This window comes from Pseudomonas sp. H3(2019) (assembly GCF_007713465.1).
Taxonomy (GTDB): Bacteria; Pseudomonadota; Gammaproteobacteria; order Pseudomonadales; family Pseudomonadaceae; genus Aquipseudomonas.
On sequence record NZ_VMSG01000014.1, the window covers coordinates 99759 to 116375 of the forward strand.

The window sequence follows — 16617 nt, forward strand, 5'->3', positions numbered from 1 at the left end:
CACCAAGGATCGCAGGAGCTCTCAAGCGGTACTTGCAACTTCCTGCCCCCAGCCGCATAAATTACCCCATGAACCTCCCCGTATCAGCCGACAGCGCCCTGGCAGGCTTTCATCCTGCCGTCAGCGCCTGGTTCAACAGCACCTTCCCGGCGGTCACCGCCGCGCAAGCCGGCGCGTGGCCGTTGATTCGCCAGCGTCGTTCGACGCTGGTCGCCGCGCCGACCGGCTCCGGCAAAACCCTCACGGCGTTTCTTGCGGTCATTGACGATCTGGTCCATCAAGGCCTGGCCCAAGGTGGCGAGCTGCCCGACGAAACCCTGGTGGTTTATGTCTCGCCCCTCAAGGCGCTGTCCAACGATATCCAGATCAACCTGCAAAACCCGCTGGCCGGCATTACCGAACAACTGCGACGCCTGGGTTTCCCCGAATTACAGATCAACACCGCCGTACGCACTGGCGACACTCCGCAAAAGGACCGCTCGGCGATGCGCAAAAGCGCGCCGCACATTCTGGTGACCACCCCGGAGTCGCTGTATGTGCTGCTCGGCTCCGACTCCGGCCGGCGCATGCTCGCCAGCACCCGCACAGTGATCGTCGACGAAATCCACGCCATCGCCGGCAGCAAGCGCGGCAGCCATCTGGCGCTGAGCCTGGAGCGCTTACAGGCTTTGTGTCTGGAACCACTGATGCGCATCGGCCTGTCCGCCACGCAAAAACCCATCGAAGCGGTTTCGCGCTTTCTGGTCGGCACCGACCGCTCATGCGAGATCGTCGATATCGGCCACGCCCGCCGACGGGACCTGGGCATCGAAGTGCCGCCAGTGCCGCTGTCGGCGGTCATGGCCAACGATGTCTGGGAGCTGGTCTACGACCGTATCGCCGAACTCGCACGCGAGCACCGGACCACGCTGATTTTCGTCAACACCCGACGCTTGGCCGAACGCTTGAGCCGTCATCTCAGCGAGCGCTTGGGCAAAGACGCCGTCGCCGCCCACCACGGCAGCCTGGCCAAGGAGTTTCGCCTCGATGCCGAACAGCGGCTCAAGCGTGGCGACCTGCAAGTGCTGATCGCCACCGCGTCGCTGGAACTGGGCATCGACATCGGCGACGTCGATCTGGTCTGCCAGATCGCCTCGCCGCGTTCAATCGCCGGGTTTCTGCAACGGGTCGGACGCTCCGGGCACCAGGTCGGCGGCACGCCCAAGGGCCGTCTGTTCGCCACCACCCGCGACGACCTGATCGAATGCGCGGCCCTGCTCGACTGCGTGCGCCGGGGCGAACTCGACACCTTGCTGATCCCCCGCGCGCCGCTGGACGTACTGGCGCAGCAGATTGTCGCCGAGGTCAGTTGCCAGGAATGGCAGGAGCAGGCCCTGCTCGAAATGGTACGCCGCGCATCGCCCTATACCGAACTCGACGAAACACACTATCAAGCACTGCTGCAGATGCTCGCCGAAGGCTATAACGGCCGCCAGGGAATCCGCAGCGCCTACCTGCACCGCGACGCGGTGACTCGCACATTACGTGGCCGGCGCGGCGCCAAACTGACGGCGGTGACCAGTGGCGGGACGATTCCCGACAACGCCGATTACAGCGTGCTGCTGGAGCCGCAAGGGCTGAACATCGGCAGCGTCAACGAAGACTTCGCGGTGGAAAGCATCGCTGGCGACGTCTTTCAGTTGGGCAACACTTCGTACCGGATCTTGCGGGTCGAAACCGGCAAAATCCGCGTCGAGGACGCCCAGGGACAGCCGCCGACCATCCCCTTCTGGCTCGGTGAAGCGCCAGGGCGCAGTGCCGAATTGTCGTTCGCCGTGGCGCGCCTGCACGCGCACCTCGATGAGCTGTTGGGTGCCACGCCCGGCGATGTACAACCGAGCATCGACTGGCTGACCGAGACCCTCGGCCTGAACCTCGCCAGCGCCGAACAACTGGTGGAATACCTCGCCCGTGCCCGGCTCACGCTCGGAGCCTTGCCGTCTCAGGACACGCTGCTGATGGAGCGGTTTTTCGACGAGTCCGGCGGCACTCAGTTGATCATTCACTCGCTGTTCGGCAGCCGCATCAACCGCGCCTGGGGCCTGGCCTTGCGCAAGCGCTTCTGTCGCACCTTCAACTTCGAATTGCAGGCCGCCGCCAGCAAAGACGCGATCGTCCTGTCGCTGTCCAGCAGCCACAGTTTCGAGCTGGACGAGGTCTGGCGTTATCTGCACAGCAACAGCGCCGAACAGATCCTGATTCAAGCCGTACTCGACGCGCCGCTATTCGGCGTGCGCTGGCGCTGGAACGCCGGCGTCGCCCTCGCGTTGCCGCGGTACAGCGGCGGCCGCAAAGTGCCGCCGCAGATCCAGCGGATGAAAAGCGAAGACCTGATCGCCAGCGTGTTTCCCGACCAGATCGCCTGCCTGGAAAACCTCGTCGGCGAGCGCGAAATTCCCGATCACCCGCTGGTCGAGCAAACCCTCGACGATTGCCTGCACGAAGCCATGGACTGCGATGGCTGGCTGGCGCTGTTGCGGCGCATGGAACGCGGTGAAGTGCGCTTGATCAGCCGCGATTTGCCCGCGCCCTCGCCGCTGGCGGCGGAAATCCTCAGCGCCCGGCCCTACACCTTTCTCGACGATGCGCCGCTGGAAGAACGCCGTACTCAAGCGGTGCTCAACCGGCGCTGGAGCGACCCACAATCGACCGATGACCTCGGCGCACTGGATGCCGAGGCCATTCAATCGGTGCGCGATGAGGCCTGGCCGCAACCCACCAGCGCCGATGAAATGCATGAAGCGCTGATGAGCCTGGCCGCCATCAGCGACGCCGAAGCGCAGGCCAATCCGCAGTGGCCACACTGGCTGCAAACCCTGGAAGATGGAGGGCGCGCCAGCCGTTTGCAGATCAACGCAGAGCAATCTTTATGGCTGGCACTGGAGCGCCTGACCTGCCTGCAAGCGATCTACCCACACGCCGTGTTGTTACCGCCGTTGCAGGCCTTGCCGGGTTTCGACGAAAGCTGGGACGCCGATGAAGCACTGGTTGAACTGATCCGCGCGCGCCTCGGCGCGTTTGGTCCGTTGCCAATTCATGCGATTGCTCAACCGCTGGGGCTTTCGACGGCTCAAGTCACTCAAGCACTGGCGCAACTGGAGCGCGAAGGTTATGTGTTGCGGGGGCGCTTCAGCCCGGCGGCCACGCAGGAAGAATGGTGCGAGCGGCACTTGCTGGCGCGCATTCATCGCTACACAGTCAAACGCCTGCGGCGGGAAATCGAGCCTGTGGCATTGCAGGACTTCATGCGTTTCCTGTTTGACTGGCAGCATCTGTCGCCGGCAACGCAGGGCCAGGGCAGCGCGGTGTTGCCGGCGATTGTCAGTCAGTTCGAAGGCTACCCGGCGGCCGCATCTGCCTGGGACAGCGATCTTCTGCCGGCGCGGCTCAAGGGCTATTCATCGACGTGGCTGGATGAGCTGTGCCGCAGCGGCAAACTGGTCTGGACCCGGCTGACGATGCGCAACAAAGCCACTGGCGTAGCGCTGCGCAGCACACCGATTGTGTTGCTGCCACGGGCGCAGGTGACGCTCTGGAGCAGCCTGACCGAGCCACCGGAGGTCAGCGAGCTGTCGCCCAAAACCCAGAAAGTCCATCAAGCGCTGAGCCAACATGGCGCGCTGTTCTTCGATGAGCTGCTGCACGAAGCCCATCTGCTGCGCAGTGAACTGGAGATCGCCTTGCAGGAACTGGTCGGCGCCGGGCGGGTCAACGCCGACAGCTTCGCCGGCCTGCGCGCGTTGATTACACCCGTCAGCAAACGCCAGGCACGCAGCAGCCGACGGGGACGCGGAGCGTTTGTCGGTGGGATGGACGATGCCGGACGCTGGGCCTTGTTGCGCCGTCAATCGACGCCGCCGGTTGTGGATAACCGTGGCACCCCGAGCGAAACCCTCGAACACATCGCCCTGACCTTGCTCAGGCGTTACGGCGTGGTGTTCTGGAGGTTGCTGGAACGCGAGGCCGACTGGCTGCCGAGCTGGCGCGAATTGCTGCGCACCTTTCACCGGTTGGAGGCGCGCGGAGAGATTCGCGGCGGACGTTTTGTCAGCGGTCTGGCGGGCGAACAATTCGCCTTGCCCGAAGCGATCCCGCTGCTGCGCGAAGTACGCCGCCGCCCGCATGACGGCAGCCTGATCAGTGTTTGCGGCGTCGACCCGCTAAACCTTGCCGGCACTCTGCTGCCGGGCCACAAAGTCCCCGCCCTCGCCAGCAACCGGCTGGTGTACCGCGATGGTTTGCCGGCCGCCGCCGAAATCGCCGGCACACAGCATTACTGGCTGGAACTGGATCAGCCAAATACCGCCGAGCTGCACAAAAAACTGACCCAGTACCGCCTCACACCACCGACCGCGTAGGGGCCGTCACCCCAAATCGCGCGCGGTAATCACTCGGCGCCAGGCCGGTGATTTTCTTGAACGTGGCGCGAAACGCGCTCGGGTCCGAATAACCGACGTTCCAGGCAATATGGTCGATGGTGCCGTTGGTAAACTCGAGCATCTCCCGGGCCTTGCCGACCCGCAGGTGCTGGCAGTACTCGGTCGGTTTCAAACCGGTTGCGGCTCGAAAGCGCCGCAGGAATGTCCGCTCTTCCAGCCCTGCCTGCTGCGACATCGCGCTCAGCGACACCTCCACCGCACCGTTGGCTTGCAACCAGTGCTGAACCTTGAGAATCGCTGCATCGCCATGACTCAGTATCGGTGCAAAGTTGCTCCCGCATTCGCTCGCACTGTCGCTGTGTTCGATCACCAGAAAACGCGCGGTGCTGGTGGCGATGCTCGGACCAAGCAAACGGTCGACCAGGCGCAACCCCAGCTCCGACCAGGCCATTAATCCGCCAGTGGTGATCAGGTCGCCATCGTCGACGATGGGCTTGTCGGCGTTGAGCGTGACCTTCGGGTAACGCTCGGCGAATTTTTTCGCCGAGGTCCAGTGAGTGGTAGCTCGGCGACCGTCGAGCAGACCGCTTTCGGCCAACAGAATAGACCCCACGCACACCCCGCCAAGCGTCGCGCCAGTCGCGTGTTGCTGGCGAATCCACTGGATCAGCGCTGGCGGTGCCTGGCCTTCTGAAAATCCACCAATCGAGGGCGGGATCAACAGCGCGATCAGTGCGCCGTCGGCAGCGGGATGACTGTCGTAGATGCGTTGAGGCGCATGCTCGGCATCAGCCTGCCAGTGGCTGACCCGCAACAATGGCAGCTGCGCACTCTGATGTTCGGCAGCGATACGATTCGCGACCCCGAACAGATCCGTCAAACCATGCACCGCCGCCATCTGCGCGCCGGGATAGATCAGCACGCCCAACTCGGCGACTGCGCGTTCTACGTCCATTGTCAGTTTTCCCCCTTCTATTGTCGGTGCGGCCAATCCTCGAACGGCCGGTGAAACCCAATACTTCGTTCCACACCAACCTGCGAGGAAACACCCATGGCCAAGCAAGCGCTCATCGTAGTCGATATCCAGAATGACTACTTCCCTCAAGGCAAATGGCCGCTGGTCGGCGCCGACGCGGCTGCCGACAACGCCGCGCGGATGATCCAGGCCTTCCGTGACGCCGGTGATCCGGTGGTGCATATCCGCCACGAATTCACCTCTGACACCGCGCCGTTTTTCACACCGGGCTCGGAGGGGGCACAGCTGCACCCCAAAGTCGTCAACCGCAGCCATGAGCCGGTGGTGCTCAAACACTTCACCAACGCGTTCCGCGAAACCGAACTGGAGTCGATCCTCGACCAACACGGCATCGAGAGCCTGGTGATCGTCGGCAGCATGAGCCACATGTGCATCGACGGCGCCACACGTGCCGCGGCCGATCTCGGCTACGGCGTCACGGTGATCCACGACGCCTGCGCCACCCGTGACCTGGAGTTCAACGGCGTGACCGTCCCGGCCGCCCAGGTGCATGCCGCGTTCATGTCGGCCTTGGGTTTTGCCTACGCAACAGTGGTGTCCACCGATGACTTCCTGGCGACCCATCACTGAATCTGCCCCCCTCAAAACCCAAAGGCCCGTAGCGCTGACACGCTACGGGCCTTTTTTCGTGATGAAAATCAGTCGATTAAAAATCTCACGCGTGAGTTGTTGAGAGCGCTTGAATTTATCTGTAGTGTTCTCACGCGTGATACAAAATAAAGCGGAGCCACTGCTATGAAACGTCGCTCTCCATCAGCCTCAGACACCCCACCCGCGAGCAGCCAGGGAGAGCGCTCGAAACCCTCCGTAAAAAAACCGTCGAGCTTCTACATGAAGCAGATGCGTGGAGGACTTAGCGCCGCCGGCTATGTGAAACATGAAACTTGGGTGCTTCCCGAAAACCGGAGCCTGCTCAAGCAAATGGAGAAACAGCTACGCCAGCCGATCTTGGCTGGTTCATTCATGTTGGAGGATTACATGAGCGCAGGTAACAACTGGAACATCGATCGCCTCTTCAGCGCCCTGCAGGCCCTCGATGAGGTGGTATCCAATGAAATCACCCTGACGTTGATTCAAGGCTCCGAGCAGAGCATCAAGCTTGAAATGAACGAGTTTGGCGGGCTGCCGATTTACATCGCCGTCGTCGGCGAGCAAATCATCGTCGACACGGTGCTGGTCGATCTCGAATCCATCAAGGACGTGCAGCGCTTCAACGATGCCGTGCTGCGCAGCCGGGAAATGTTCCCGCTGTCGTCGATCGGTATTGAATCCATGCCCAACGGCCAGACCGTCTACAACATGTTCGGTGCGCTCAGCTCCGAGTCCAGCCTGACCAACGTCGTGACCGAAATCAAAACGCTGGTCGACAACGTTCAGCGCGCCAGCGAAGCCTTCGAAAGCTTCTTCAACTAATTTTCGGGAGTACCGACGCATGCAAAACCAATCGATCTGGAGCAAGTTGTTCACCGCACTGCGTGGCGGCGCCAGCGAAGTCGGCGAAGCCATCGCCGACCAACAGGCCCTGCGCATCCTCGATCAGGAAATCCGCGACGCCGACAGCGCTCTGGCGAACGCCAAACGCGAGCTGGTCACCATCATGGCCAAGCACAAACTTTCGGCCGAGCGCGTGGCGCAGTACAACGCCAAGATCAAGGACCTGGAATCCAAGGCCATGGCCGCGATCCAGGCCAACCGCGAAGACCTGGCTCTGGAAGTGGCCGAAGCCATTTCGACCCTGACCAACGAACTCGACGCCGAACAGAAACAAACCACCGAGTTCGGCGCCTACGCCGACAAAATGCGCAAGGACATCACCAAGGCCGAAGCCCGCATCAAGAGCCTGCGCCAGCAAGTGGACATGGCCAAGGCCCGTGAAAGCGTACAGAAAGCGCAGGTCAGCGCCTCCATCGCCAGCGGCGGCGCCAACGGCAAGCTGGAAACCGCGGTCAGCACCTTGAATCGCCTGCAAGCCAGGCAGGAACAACGTGCTGCCGAGCTGGAAGCCAGCGACGAACTGGCGGACGCGTCCACCGGCAACGACCTGGAGCGCAAGCTGCGCGAAGCCGGCATCACCCCGGATCAAGGCAGTGCAAACGCGATTCTGGACCGACTGAAAAAACAATCGGCCGAGTAACCGGCTCACGCAAGCACTCAAAATCAAGGGCACCGGCGTGCCCTTCTTTTTGTCGATTCGAGGACAAGGATGGACAGGGTAACCGGCTTCAAGATCATCGCAAGCCTGGCCATGCTGATGGTCGCGATCCACCTGCTGAACGTACTGACAGGCTACAGCCTGACGATATTCGGCCTGGTCCCCCGAACCGCCCACGGCCTCGTCGGAATTGTGACCTCACCGTTTCTGCACATATCCTTCGCGCACTTGATCGCCAACCTGGTGCCGTTCCTGGTGCTGGGAACCCTGGTGATCGCCGAGGGCTTCAAACGCTTTGCGGCCGTCAGCGCAATCATCATTCTGCTCGGCGGCTCGCTGGTCTGGCTGTTCGGTTTCAACGGCGTTCATGTGGGCGCCAGCGCCTGGGTCTTTGGTCTCTGGGCGTACCTTCTGGCGCGTGCCTGGTTCCACCGCAGCTGGAGCAACGTACTGATCGCCGGCATTGTCGCCCTCCTCTACGCAAGCCTGATATTCGGCTTTATTCCGCGCCAGGGCACCTCATTTGAAGGGCATATCGGCGGTGCATTCGCCGGATTTATTGCAGCCCGGCTACTTCTCTCAACGCCACGCAGCAGGTCTAATGCAGCCCGGTAAACACGCGGGCACGAAAAAGGTCCACGGCGGGTTTACTCGTCAAGGACGCGTCACCCCAGGGAGCCAGGGACGAATGTCGATTTTCCTCTTTTTACGCATGTACGCAGCGGCGCTCTTCCACAAGCCTGGATCGGGCGGACTCGCCATCGCCTTGGGCGTACACGTTGCCAGCGCCTGCCAGGGCGAGTTGGCGCTCCTCATCGGCTACCGCGCCAAAGGCTCACAGCAGCCTTCGATCAATATCGCTTCCACCCGCCTGAAGGAAATCACCAATGGGATGGTTTAAACAGTTGATGGGCCTTGAGGCCCCGACACCCAAGGACAATGCACCGGTTGCCGGCCCCCTCGGGCTCGGCCAGGGCAAAGCGCTGATGTTCGACACCACCCTCAAGCTGTTGCTCGACGAAAAAACCAGCGTGGTCATTCCCGGCACCCAGCAGATCTGGAGCGTCGGCACTGTCGACCTCGGCCAGTCGACCTGGCTTTCGCGCTACTACATGGACGACGAAGACTTCTGGCTGCAGGTCCACACCACCGGCGCCATCGCCGGCCAGGTCGAGTCGGTGATCCTGTTCAACTACCAAAGCTACGTCACCCTCAACAGTGAGTCCGAACTGCGCAGGCTCGCCGGGCCGGACAGCCTGATCGGCCTGCCGACCTACACCCATGACGGCGTCGAATACAGCCGCGAATGGGGCACCGAGGCCGGGCAGACCGAGCTGGTGGCCTTCACTGAGCAGGTCAGCAATCCGGATCAGTCCTACGTCGTGGAACATCGTTCGATGCTCTACGCCCGCGAGACTGGCCTGACCGATCGCCGCGAATTCCTGCTGTTCTCGGTCGAAGAAGACGCCGAAGGCAGCATCAGCTTGAGCACCTCACTGGGCATCTCGCTGTACACCACCGACCTCACTACTCTTTAAAAAGGAACAGCCCATGCTAGAAGCACTCTCCGTCTCGTTGAACAAAGCCGCCGTCCTGGGATTTGTTTCGTACATCATCGGTGCCGCCCTGCTGTTCGCGATTTTCCAGTTCGTCTATACCCGCATCACGCCGCACAAAGAGTTCGAACTGATTCGCTCCGGCAACACCGCTGCCGCCATCGCCCTGTCCGGCGCCATCATCGGCTTCGCGATTCCGGCGAGCAATGTGATTGCCTACTCGGTCAGCCTGCTGGACTTCGCGGTGTGGGCGCTGATTGCCGCAGTGGTGCAACTGTTGGCGTTCCTGATGACCAACCTGGTACTCAAAGGCACCTCCGAGCGCATCCGTAACGGTGAAATCGCAGCAGCGATCTACGTCGCCGCTGTCGCCATCAGCGTTGGCCTGCTGAACGCTGCGTGCATGACGCCTTCCCACTGATTGCGCAACGGAGATCCCGATGAAACGAAGCAAGTACGTTCAGCTCTCGCTGGCAGCGTCGGTCGCCATTGCGATATCAGGCTGCGAGCCGGCGGAAAAAACCTACGCGGTACAGAAGAAGTACAACTTCCAGTCCGTTCAGCAGTGCGCCGATGCAAAACTCCCGGTAGACGTCTGCTCCGACGCCTACATGACGGCCATGGCTGAGCATCGACGCATTGCGCCGGTGTACGACAACCAGGCCGATTGCGACGCTGACTTTGTCGCCGACTGGTGCCAACAGGATTCCGCCGGCAAGTTCACCCCGAAACTCGGCGGTTTCGAACTGACCGCCGATGGCCAGATCACGCAAACCCAAATGGACGCCGCCAAGGCTCAGTTGCCGGCCGCTGGCTCGAACACTGGCCACTCCGGCGGTTCCAACGACGGTCTGCTGACTGGCCTGCTGATCGGTAACATGCTGAGCAATAACAACAACAGTTACTACTCAGAACCGGTCTACCGCTATCGCGATGATCGCGGTGACTACTCATCCTCAACGCTCAACCAGCGGATTTCGACAGGTTCGACTTTTACCAAGTCCAATCAGGCGAAGTACGGCGGCAGTTACAGCGACTCGATCACCCGCAGCAAGCCGATTTCCGTGGCGTCTTCCACTTCTCGCGGCGGTTTTGGTAGCCAGGCCAGCGCACGCAGCGGCTGGGGAGGCTCGAGCAGTTCGGGTCGGTCGAGCAGTTAAGGAGCGAGCGCCATGAAGAAAATCCTCTGCCAGGAACGTCACGACTGGAAGCAGACCGCCGAAAGCCTCGGCTTCATGTTTCACACCATCGACGACGAACCCTACTGGGACGAGAGTGCGTATTACCAATTCACGCTCAAGCAGATCGAGAACGATCTCGAAGACCCGACTACCGAGCTCCATGAGATGTGCATGGACCTGGTCGACCGGGTGGTGCAGAGCGAAGAACTGCTGGAGCGCCTGAGCATTCCGGCGCCCTTCTTCGACATGATTCGCACTTCATGGCGTGAGGGCCATCCGCACCTGTACGGTCGCCTGGACTTCTCCTACAACGGCACCGGCCCCGCCAAATTGCTGGAACTCAACTACGACACACCCACCAGCCTGTACGAGGCTTCGGCATTTCAATGGGGCTGGCTGGAGCAATGCATCGAACGCGGCTTGCTGCCCAGCCATGCCGACCAGTTCAACAGCATCGACACCAAACTGCATCAGGCCTTTGCGCAGCTGCAGATCAAACAGCCTTTCTACTTCGCCTCGATGAAACAGTCGGTCGAAGACAAGGGCACCACCGACTACTTGCGCCTGATTGCGGAAAAAGTCGGGATCGAGTCACGCCACATCGATATCGAAGACATCGGCCTCAACAGCGAAGGACGCTTCGTCGATCTCGAAGAACGCTGGATCCCTCACCTGTTCAAACTGCACGCCTGGGAATTCATTTTCCACGAGCCGTTTGGTGAGGCCATAGCCCAGTGTGACACGCAGTTTTTCGAGCCCGCCTGGAAATCGATCATCTCGAACAAAGGCATCCTCCCTCTGCTGTGGGAGTTCAATAAAGGGCACCCGAACCTGCTTGCCACCCACCTGGACCCCGAGCCCGGCAAACCGGTGCCGAAAGGCTGGGTGCGCAAGCCGTTCTTCTCCCGCGAAGGCGCCAACATCGAGCTGCAGACCCCGGATGGGCAAGTCGTGAAGGAAGACGGGCCGTACACCGATGCGCCGTTCATCCTCCAGGAGTTCGCCCCGCTGCCGAAGTTCGGCGACAGCTACACGCTGATCGGCTCCTGGGTGATCGGCGACCAGGCCGCCGGCATCGGCGTGCGCGAGGACAACAGCCTGATCACCAAAGACTCAAGCCGGTTTTTGCCGCACCTGATACTCGACTGAACGACTTCCTGCCTCCTCGGAAAACACCCAAAGAAAAAGGCCCGCAGTGTTAGCTGCGGGCCTTTTGTCTATATCCGGCGGATCTGATGATCAGAACGGAATATCGTCATCAAAGCTGTCGAAATCCGGAGCCGGCTGTGGTGCGGCCTGCTGTGGTGCCGGAGCCGAACGCTGTTGCGGAGCCGACTGCTGCGGACGCGGAGCTTGCTGACGCGGAGCGGATTGCTGGTAGTTGTTACCGCCGCCCTGGCCCTGTTGGTCGCCCTGTGGACGGCCGCCCAGCAGTTGCATGGTGCCTTGCATGTCGACCACGATTTCAGTGGTGTAACGCTTGATACCGTCTTTTTCCCACTCGCGGGTTTGCAGCTTGCCTTCGATGTAGACCTGCGAACCTTTACGCAGGTATTCGCCGGCGATTTCCGCAACCTTGCCAAACATCGATACACGGTGCCATTCGGTCTTTTCGACTTTCTGACCGGTTTGCTTGTCGGTCCATTGTTCGCTGGTCGCCAGACTCAGGTTGGTCACGGCGTTACCGTTAGGCAAGTAGCGAACTTCGGGATCCTGGCCGCAAGTGCCGACCAATATGACTTTGTTAACCCCACGGGCCATAACGTTCTCCTAGGCTTCGCACGCAGTCGGGGCCGGGTTGTTGACCAGGCTCTCGAGGGTCGTGCGATCCAATAGTTCGGTGTCCAATTTGATGTAAATGGCCGCTTCATCAGCAACCACCACTGCATCTGTTACCCCAACGACGGCCAGCAGGCGCTCGACCAAACCAGCTTCGCGGATCGCTTCGGGCGATAACGGCAAGCGCAGGCTCGTCACATAGGGAGGTTCACGCATGGTAACAGCAAAGGCCAACCAGAGGGCAGCCAGTCCTGCGCATCCAAGGAACACAACCGACAGACCGCCATGCTGGAACATCCAGCCGCCCATGATCCCGCCCAGTGCCGAACCGAGGAACTGACTGGTGGAATAAACCCCCATCGCCGTGCCTTTGCCGCCTGCCGGTGAAACCTTGCTGATCAGCGACGGCAACGAAGCTTCGAGCAGATTGAATGCGGTGAAAAACACCACCGTACCCATCACCAGAGCCCGCAAGCTGTCGCCGAACTGCCAGAAGAATAGCTCAGTGAGCATCAGCGTACTGACCGCACCGAGTAAAACTCGTTTCATTTTGCGTTTCTTCTCGCCGTAGATAATGAACGGGATCATGGCGAAGAACGAAATCAGCAGCGCGGTCAGGTACACCCACCAGTGCTGCTCCTTGGGCAATCCGGCTTTTTCGACCAGCGCCAATGGCAACGCGACGAAGCTCGACATCAACATCGCGTGCAACACAAAAATGCCCAAGTCCAGACGCAGCAGGTCCGGATGCTTGAGCGTCGGGATCAGCGCCTGACGGGCAACGCCGGATTCGCGGTGATGCAACGGGCTGGTGGCGCGCGGCACCATGAACATCACGATCACGATGCCAAACAGCGCCATGCCGCCCGTCGCCAGGAACAAGCCGGACAGACCAAAGGCGCGGGTCAGCAGCGGCCCGACCACCATGGCCACGGCAAACGACAGACCGATGGTCATGCCGATCATGGCCATGGCTTTGGTGCGGTGCTGTTCGCGGGTCAGGTCCGACAGCAACGCCATGACCGCCGCGGAAATCGCCCCGGCGCCTTGCAGGATTCGTCCGGCAATCACACCCCAGATCGAATCGGCATTGGCGGCCAAAACGCTACCGAGAGCGAAGACGATCAGCCCCAGGTAAATCACCGGGCGGCGGCCAATACGGTCGGAAATGATCCCGAACGGAATCTGAAAAATCGCCTGAGTCAGGCCGTAAGCGCCAATCGCCAGACCGATAAGGGCTGGGGTCGCTCCTGCGAGATCCATTCCATAGGTCGCCAACACCGGCAACACCATAAACATGCCAAGCATACGGAAGGCGAACACCAGGGCCAGACCGCTTGCTGCGCGGGTCTCGCCACCACTCATGCGTTCGCTGTGGGGATCGTGCATGGAATAACCTCATGTGAACCGGCGGCGATTCTACCAGTCCCATCGGTTGACGGGGTATAGGGCGACGCTTTGTCGCGAGCCTGCCTCGCGCCGTTGTCAGGCGCCGTTCAGCAAGCGTCATTTGATAGTGTGCATCCATCCAGTATTTGCCCGTATACTCCTACGTTTTCGACGCCCGCCAAGCGAGGCCATCTTGGACAAGATCCTGATTCGTGGGGCTCGAACCCACAACCTGAAGAACATCGACCTGACCCTGCCGCGGGACAAACTGATCGTCATTACCGGTTTGTCCGGGTCCGGCAAGTCTTCCCTGGCATTCGACACCTTGTACGCCGAGGGTCAGCGACGTTATGTCGAGTCGCTGTCGGCCTATGCCCGGCAGTTCCTCTCGATGATGGAAAAGCCTGACGTCGACACCATCGAAGGTCTGTCGCCGGCCATCTCCATCGAACAGAAGTCGACCTCGCACAACCCGCGCTCGACGGTCGGCACCATCACCGAAATCTACGACTACCTGCGCCTGCTTTATGCTCGCGTGGGTATTCCGCGCTGCCCGGATCACGATATTCCGTTGGAAGCGCAGACCGTCAGCCAGATGGTCGACCTGGTCCTCGCAGAGCCCGAAGGCAGCAAGTTGATGCTGCTGGCGCCGGTAATCCGCGAGCGTAAGGGCGAACACCTTTCGGTCTTCGAAGAACTGCGCGCCCAGGGCTTTGTCCGGGCTCGGGTCAACGGCAAGCTCTTCGAACTGGACGAATTGCCGAAGCTGGATAAACAGAAGAAGCACTCGATCGATGTCGTGGTCGACCGCTTCAAGGTCCGCGCTGACCTGCAACAGCGGCTGGCCGAGTCGTTCGAGACTGCGCTGAAGCTGGCTGACGGGATTGCGCTGGTCGCGCCAATGGATGACGAGCCGGGCGAAGAAATGATCTTCTCCGCGCGCTTCGCCTGCCCGATCTGCGGCCACGCCATCAGCGAACTGGAACCCAAGCTGTTCTCCTTCAACAATCCAGCAGGCGCCTGCCCAACCTGCGACGGTTTGGGGGTTAAGCAGTTCTTCGACATCAAGCGCCTGGTCAATGGCGAGCTGACCCTGGCTGAAGGGGCGATTCGCGGCTGGGACAGGCGTAACGTCTACTACTTCCAGATGCTCGGTTCACTGGCCTCGCATTACGGCTTCAGCCTGGAAGTGCCGTTCAACCAGCTGCCGGCCGATCAGCAGAAAGTCATCCTGCACGGCAGCGGCACGCAGAACGTCGATTTCAAATATTTGAACGACCGTGGCGACATCGTCAAACGCTCGCACCCGTTCGAAGGCATCGTGCCGAACCTGGACCGTCGCTACCGCGAAACCGAGTCCGCGTCGGTGCGCGAAGAACTGGCCAAGTTCCTCAGCACCCAGCCTTGCCCGGATTGCCGCGGCACTCGCCTGCGCCGTGAAGCGCGGCATGTGTGGGTCGGTGAAAAAACACTGCCCGCGGTGACCAACCTGCCGATTGGCGATGCGTCCGATTACTTCGGCACGCTGAAACTGACCGGCCGACGCGGCGAAATTGCCGACAAGATTCTCAAGGAAATCCGCGAGCGCTTGCAGTTCCTGGTCAACGTCGGTCTCGACTACCTGTCGCTGGACCGCAGTGCCGACACCCTGTCTGGCGGTGAAGCACAACGTATTCGTCTGGCCAGCCAGATCGGCGCCGGCCTGGTGGGCGTTCTGTACATTCTCGACGAACCATCGATTGGCTTGCACCAGCGCGATAACGATCGACTGCTGGGAACGCTCAAGCATCTGCGCGATATCGGCAACACGGTGATTGTGGTCGAGCACGACGAAGATGCGATTCGTCTGGCCGACTACGTGGTGGACATCGGCCCGGGTGCTGGCGTGCACGGTGGTCACATTGTCGCTGAAGGCACCCCGGCCGAAGTCATGGCGCACCCTGACTCGCTGACCGGTAAATACCTGTCCGGCCGCGTGAAGATCGAAGTTCCGGCCAAACGCACGCCGCGCAACAAGAAGCTCTCGTTGTCGCTCAAGGGCGCTCGGGGCAACAACTTGCGCAACGTCGATCTGGACATTCCGATTGGCTTGCTGACCTGCGTGACCGGCGTGTCCGGCTCGGGCAAGTCGACGCTGATCAACAACACCCTGTTCCCGCTCAGCGCCACCGCACTGAACGGCGCGACCACCCTGGAAGCCGCAGCCCACGACAGCATCAAGGGCCTTGAGCACCTGGACAAAGTCGTCGACATCGACCAAAGCCCGATCGGCCGTACGCCGCGCTCCAACCCGGCGACCTACACCGGGCTGTTCACACCGATTCGTGAATTGTTTGCCGGCGTGCCGGAATCCCGCTCACGTGGCTATGGTCCGGGGCGCTTCTCCTTCAACGTCAAGGGCGGGCGTTGCGAGGCCTGTCAGGGCGACGGCCTGATCAAGGTGGAAATGCACTTTCTGCCGGACATCTATGTCCCGTGCGACGTCTGCAAGAGCAAGCGCTACAACCGCGAAACCCTTGAGATCAAGTACAAGGGCAAGAGCATCCACGAAACGCTGGAAATGACCATCGAAGAAGCCCGGGTGTTCTTCGATGCGGTTCCGGCTCTGGCGCGCAAGCTTCAGACGTTGATGGATGTAGGCCTGTCGTACATCAAGCTGGGGCAATCGGCGACCACCCTGTCGGGCGGCGAAGCGCAACGGGTCAAGCTGTCCCGCGAGCTGTCCAAGCGCGATACCGGCAAAACCCTGTACATCCTCGATGAGCCGACCACCGGCCTGCACTTCGCCGATATCCAGCAATTACTTGATGTACTCCATCGCCTGCGCGATCACGGCAACACTGTCGTGGTAATCGAGCACAACCTGGACGTGATCAAGACCGCTGACTGGCTGGTAGACCTTGGGCCGGAAGGCGGTTCCAAGGGCGGACAGATCATTGCCGTGGGCACACCGGAGGAAGTCGCCGAGATGAAGCAATCTCATACCGGTTACTACCTCAAGCCGCTGCTGGAACGCGACCGGGCTTAACGTCGGCGCACGAAAAAGCCCCGGTCACTTCATCAGTGACCGGGGCTTTTTTGTACCTGACTTGTAGGAGCACAGCTT

The 16617-nt window shown here is 61.0% G+C and carries 14 protein-coding genes; 11 read left to right on the plus strand and 3 right to left on the minus strand.

The features are described 5' to 3' along the window. Positions 1 to 68: 68 nt before the first annotated feature. Positions 69 to 4397 (plus strand): DEAD/DEAH box helicase, encoded by a 4329-nt coding sequence (locus FPT12_RS15685; RefSeq protein ID WP_145017305.1) that lies wholly within the window; start codon positions 69 to 71, stop codon positions 4395 to 4397. Here FPT12_RS15685 and FPT12_RS15690 read toward each other — a convergent pair. Further along, entirely contained in the window at positions 4378 to 5373 is a 996-nt protein-coding gene (locus FPT12_RS15690; protein ID WP_145017307.1) for a GlxA family transcriptional regulator, read from the minus strand. The two genes, FPT12_RS15685 and FPT12_RS15690, sit on opposite strands and share 20 nt — an antisense overlap. A 96-nt stretch (positions 5374 to 5469) precedes the next feature. Between FPT12_RS15690 and FPT12_RS15695 the strand changes: the two genes are divergently transcribed. From FPT12_RS15695 to FPT12_RS15735, 9 genes are all read left to right on the plus strand, one after another. Then, the gene (locus tag FPT12_RS15695; protein WP_145017309.1) at positions 5470 to 6024 is read left to right on the plus strand and encodes a cysteine hydrolase family protein; all 555 of its coding nucleotides are present in this window, start codon (positions 5470 to 5472) and stop codon (positions 6022 to 6024) included. Positions 6025 to 6189: 165 nt separating this feature from the next. Then, positions 6190 to 6867 carry a YjfI family protein gene (locus tag FPT12_RS15700; protein WP_145017311.1) on the plus strand — a complete coding sequence of 226 codons (678 nt, stop codon included), beginning with the start codon at positions 6190 to 6192 and terminating at the stop codon, positions 6865 to 6867. Between the two features lie 19 nt (positions 6868 to 6886). Then, positions 6887 to 7588: a PspA/IM30 family protein gene (locus FPT12_RS15705; protein ID WP_145017313.1), complete on the plus strand. Its 702-nt coding sequence runs from the start codon at positions 6887 to 6889 to the stop codon at positions 7586 to 7588. A gap of 69 nt (positions 7589 to 7657) precedes the next feature. Then, positions 7658 to 8221, plus strand: coding sequence for a rhomboid family intramembrane serine protease (locus tag FPT12_RS15710; protein ID WP_145017315.1), 564 nt, complete (start codon positions 7658 to 7660; stop codon positions 8219 to 8221). A gap of 73 nt (positions 8222 to 8294) precedes the next feature. After that, a complete protein-coding gene (locus FPT12_RS15715; protein WP_145017317.1) occupies positions 8295 to 8507 on the plus strand; it encodes a hypothetical protein in 213 nt (70 codons plus the stop codon). Next, complete coding sequence (locus tag FPT12_RS15720; protein ID WP_145017319.1) at positions 8494 to 9144, plus strand: DUF2491 family protein; 651 nt, start codon at positions 8494 to 8496, stop codon at positions 9142 to 9144. Before FPT12_RS15715 ends, FPT12_RS15720 begins: the two co-directional genes overlap by 14 nt. 13 nt (positions 9145 to 9157) lie before the next feature. Continuing rightward, on the plus strand, positions 9158 to 9583 hold the full coding sequence (locus tag FPT12_RS15725) for a DUF350 domain-containing protein (RefSeq protein WP_145017321.1): 426 nt from the start codon (positions 9158 to 9160) through the stop codon (positions 9581 to 9583). 19 nt (positions 9584 to 9602) lie between these two features. After that, on the plus strand, positions 9603 to 10322 hold the full coding sequence (locus FPT12_RS15730) for a DUF1190 domain-containing protein (protein ID WP_145017323.1): 720 nt from the start codon (positions 9603 to 9605) through the stop codon (positions 10320 to 10322). A 12-nt stretch (positions 10323 to 10334) separates the two neighbouring features. Next, positions 10335 to 11492, plus strand: coding sequence for a glutathionylspermidine synthase family protein (locus FPT12_RS15735; protein ID WP_145017325.1), 1158 nt, complete (start codon positions 10335 to 10337; stop codon positions 11490 to 11492). 90 nt (positions 11493 to 11582) lie between these two features. Here the strand turns inward: FPT12_RS15735 and FPT12_RS15740 are convergent, their stop codons facing one another. Further along, positions 11583 to 12104 (minus strand): single-stranded DNA-binding protein, encoded by a 522-nt coding sequence (locus FPT12_RS15740; protein WP_053162823.1) that lies wholly within the window; start codon positions 12102 to 12104, stop codon positions 11583 to 11585. A 9-nt stretch (positions 12105 to 12113) separates the two neighbouring features. Then, positions 12114 to 13511 carry an MFS transporter gene (locus FPT12_RS15745; RefSeq protein ID WP_145017327.1) on the minus strand — a complete coding sequence of 466 codons (1398 nt, stop codon included), beginning with the start codon at positions 13509 to 13511 and terminating at the stop codon, positions 12114 to 12116. 193 nt (positions 13512 to 13704) lie between these two features. Between FPT12_RS15745 and uvrA the strand changes: the two genes are divergently transcribed. Next, positions 13705 to 16539, plus strand: a complete 2835-nt coding sequence (gene uvrA / locus FPT12_RS15750; protein WP_145017329.1) for an excinuclease ABC subunit UvrA — start codon at positions 13705 to 13707, stop codon at positions 16537 to 16539. Positions 16540 to 16617: the final 78 nt, after the last annotated feature.

Coding starts and splice junctions, on each gene's coding strand:
- FPT12_RS15740 (WP_053162823.1), bottom strand. CDS start 12,104: ATGGCCCGTGGGGTTAACAAAGTCATATTGGTCGGCACTTGCGGCCAG.
- FPT12_RS15710 (WP_145017315.1), top strand. CDS start 7,658: ATGGACAGGGTAACCGGCTTCAAGATCATCGCAAGCCTGGCCATGCTG.
- FPT12_RS15700 (WP_145017311.1), top strand. CDS start 6,190: ATGAAACGTCGCTCTCCATCAGCCTCAGACACCCCACCCGCGAGCAGC.
- FPT12_RS15695 (WP_145017309.1), top strand. CDS start 5,470: ATGGCCAAGCAAGCGCTCATCGTAGTCGATATCCAGAATGACTACTTC.
- FPT12_RS15715 (WP_145017317.1), top strand. CDS start 8,295: ATGTCGATTTTCCTCTTTTTACGCATGTACGCAGCGGCGCTCTTCCAC.
- FPT12_RS15690 (WP_145017307.1), bottom strand. CDS start 5,373: ATGGACGTAGAACGCGCAGTCGCCGAGTTGGGCGTGCTGATCTATCCC.
- FPT12_RS15720 (WP_145017319.1), top strand. CDS start 8,494: ATGGGATGGTTTAAACAGTTGATGGGCCTTGAGGCCCCGACACCCAAG.
- FPT12_RS15730 (WP_145017323.1), top strand. CDS start 9,603: ATGAAACGAAGCAAGTACGTTCAGCTCTCGCTGGCAGCGTCGGTCGCC.
- FPT12_RS15685 (WP_145017305.1), top strand. CDS start 69: ATGAACCTCCCCGTATCAGCCGACAGCGCCCTGGCAGGCTTTCATCCT.
- FPT12_RS15735 (WP_145017325.1), top strand. CDS start 10,335: ATGAAGAAAATCCTCTGCCAGGAACGTCACGACTGGAAGCAGACCGCC.
- FPT12_RS15745 (WP_145017327.1), bottom strand. CDS start 13,511: ATGCACGATCCCCACAGCGAACGCATGAGTGGTGGCGAGACCCGCGCA.
- FPT12_RS15705 (WP_145017313.1), top strand. CDS start 6,887: ATGCAAAACCAATCGATCTGGAGCAAGTTGTTCACCGCACTGCGTGGC.
- FPT12_RS15725 (WP_145017321.1), top strand. CDS start 9,158: ATGCTAGAAGCACTCTCCGTCTCGTTGAACAAAGCCGCCGTCCTGGGA.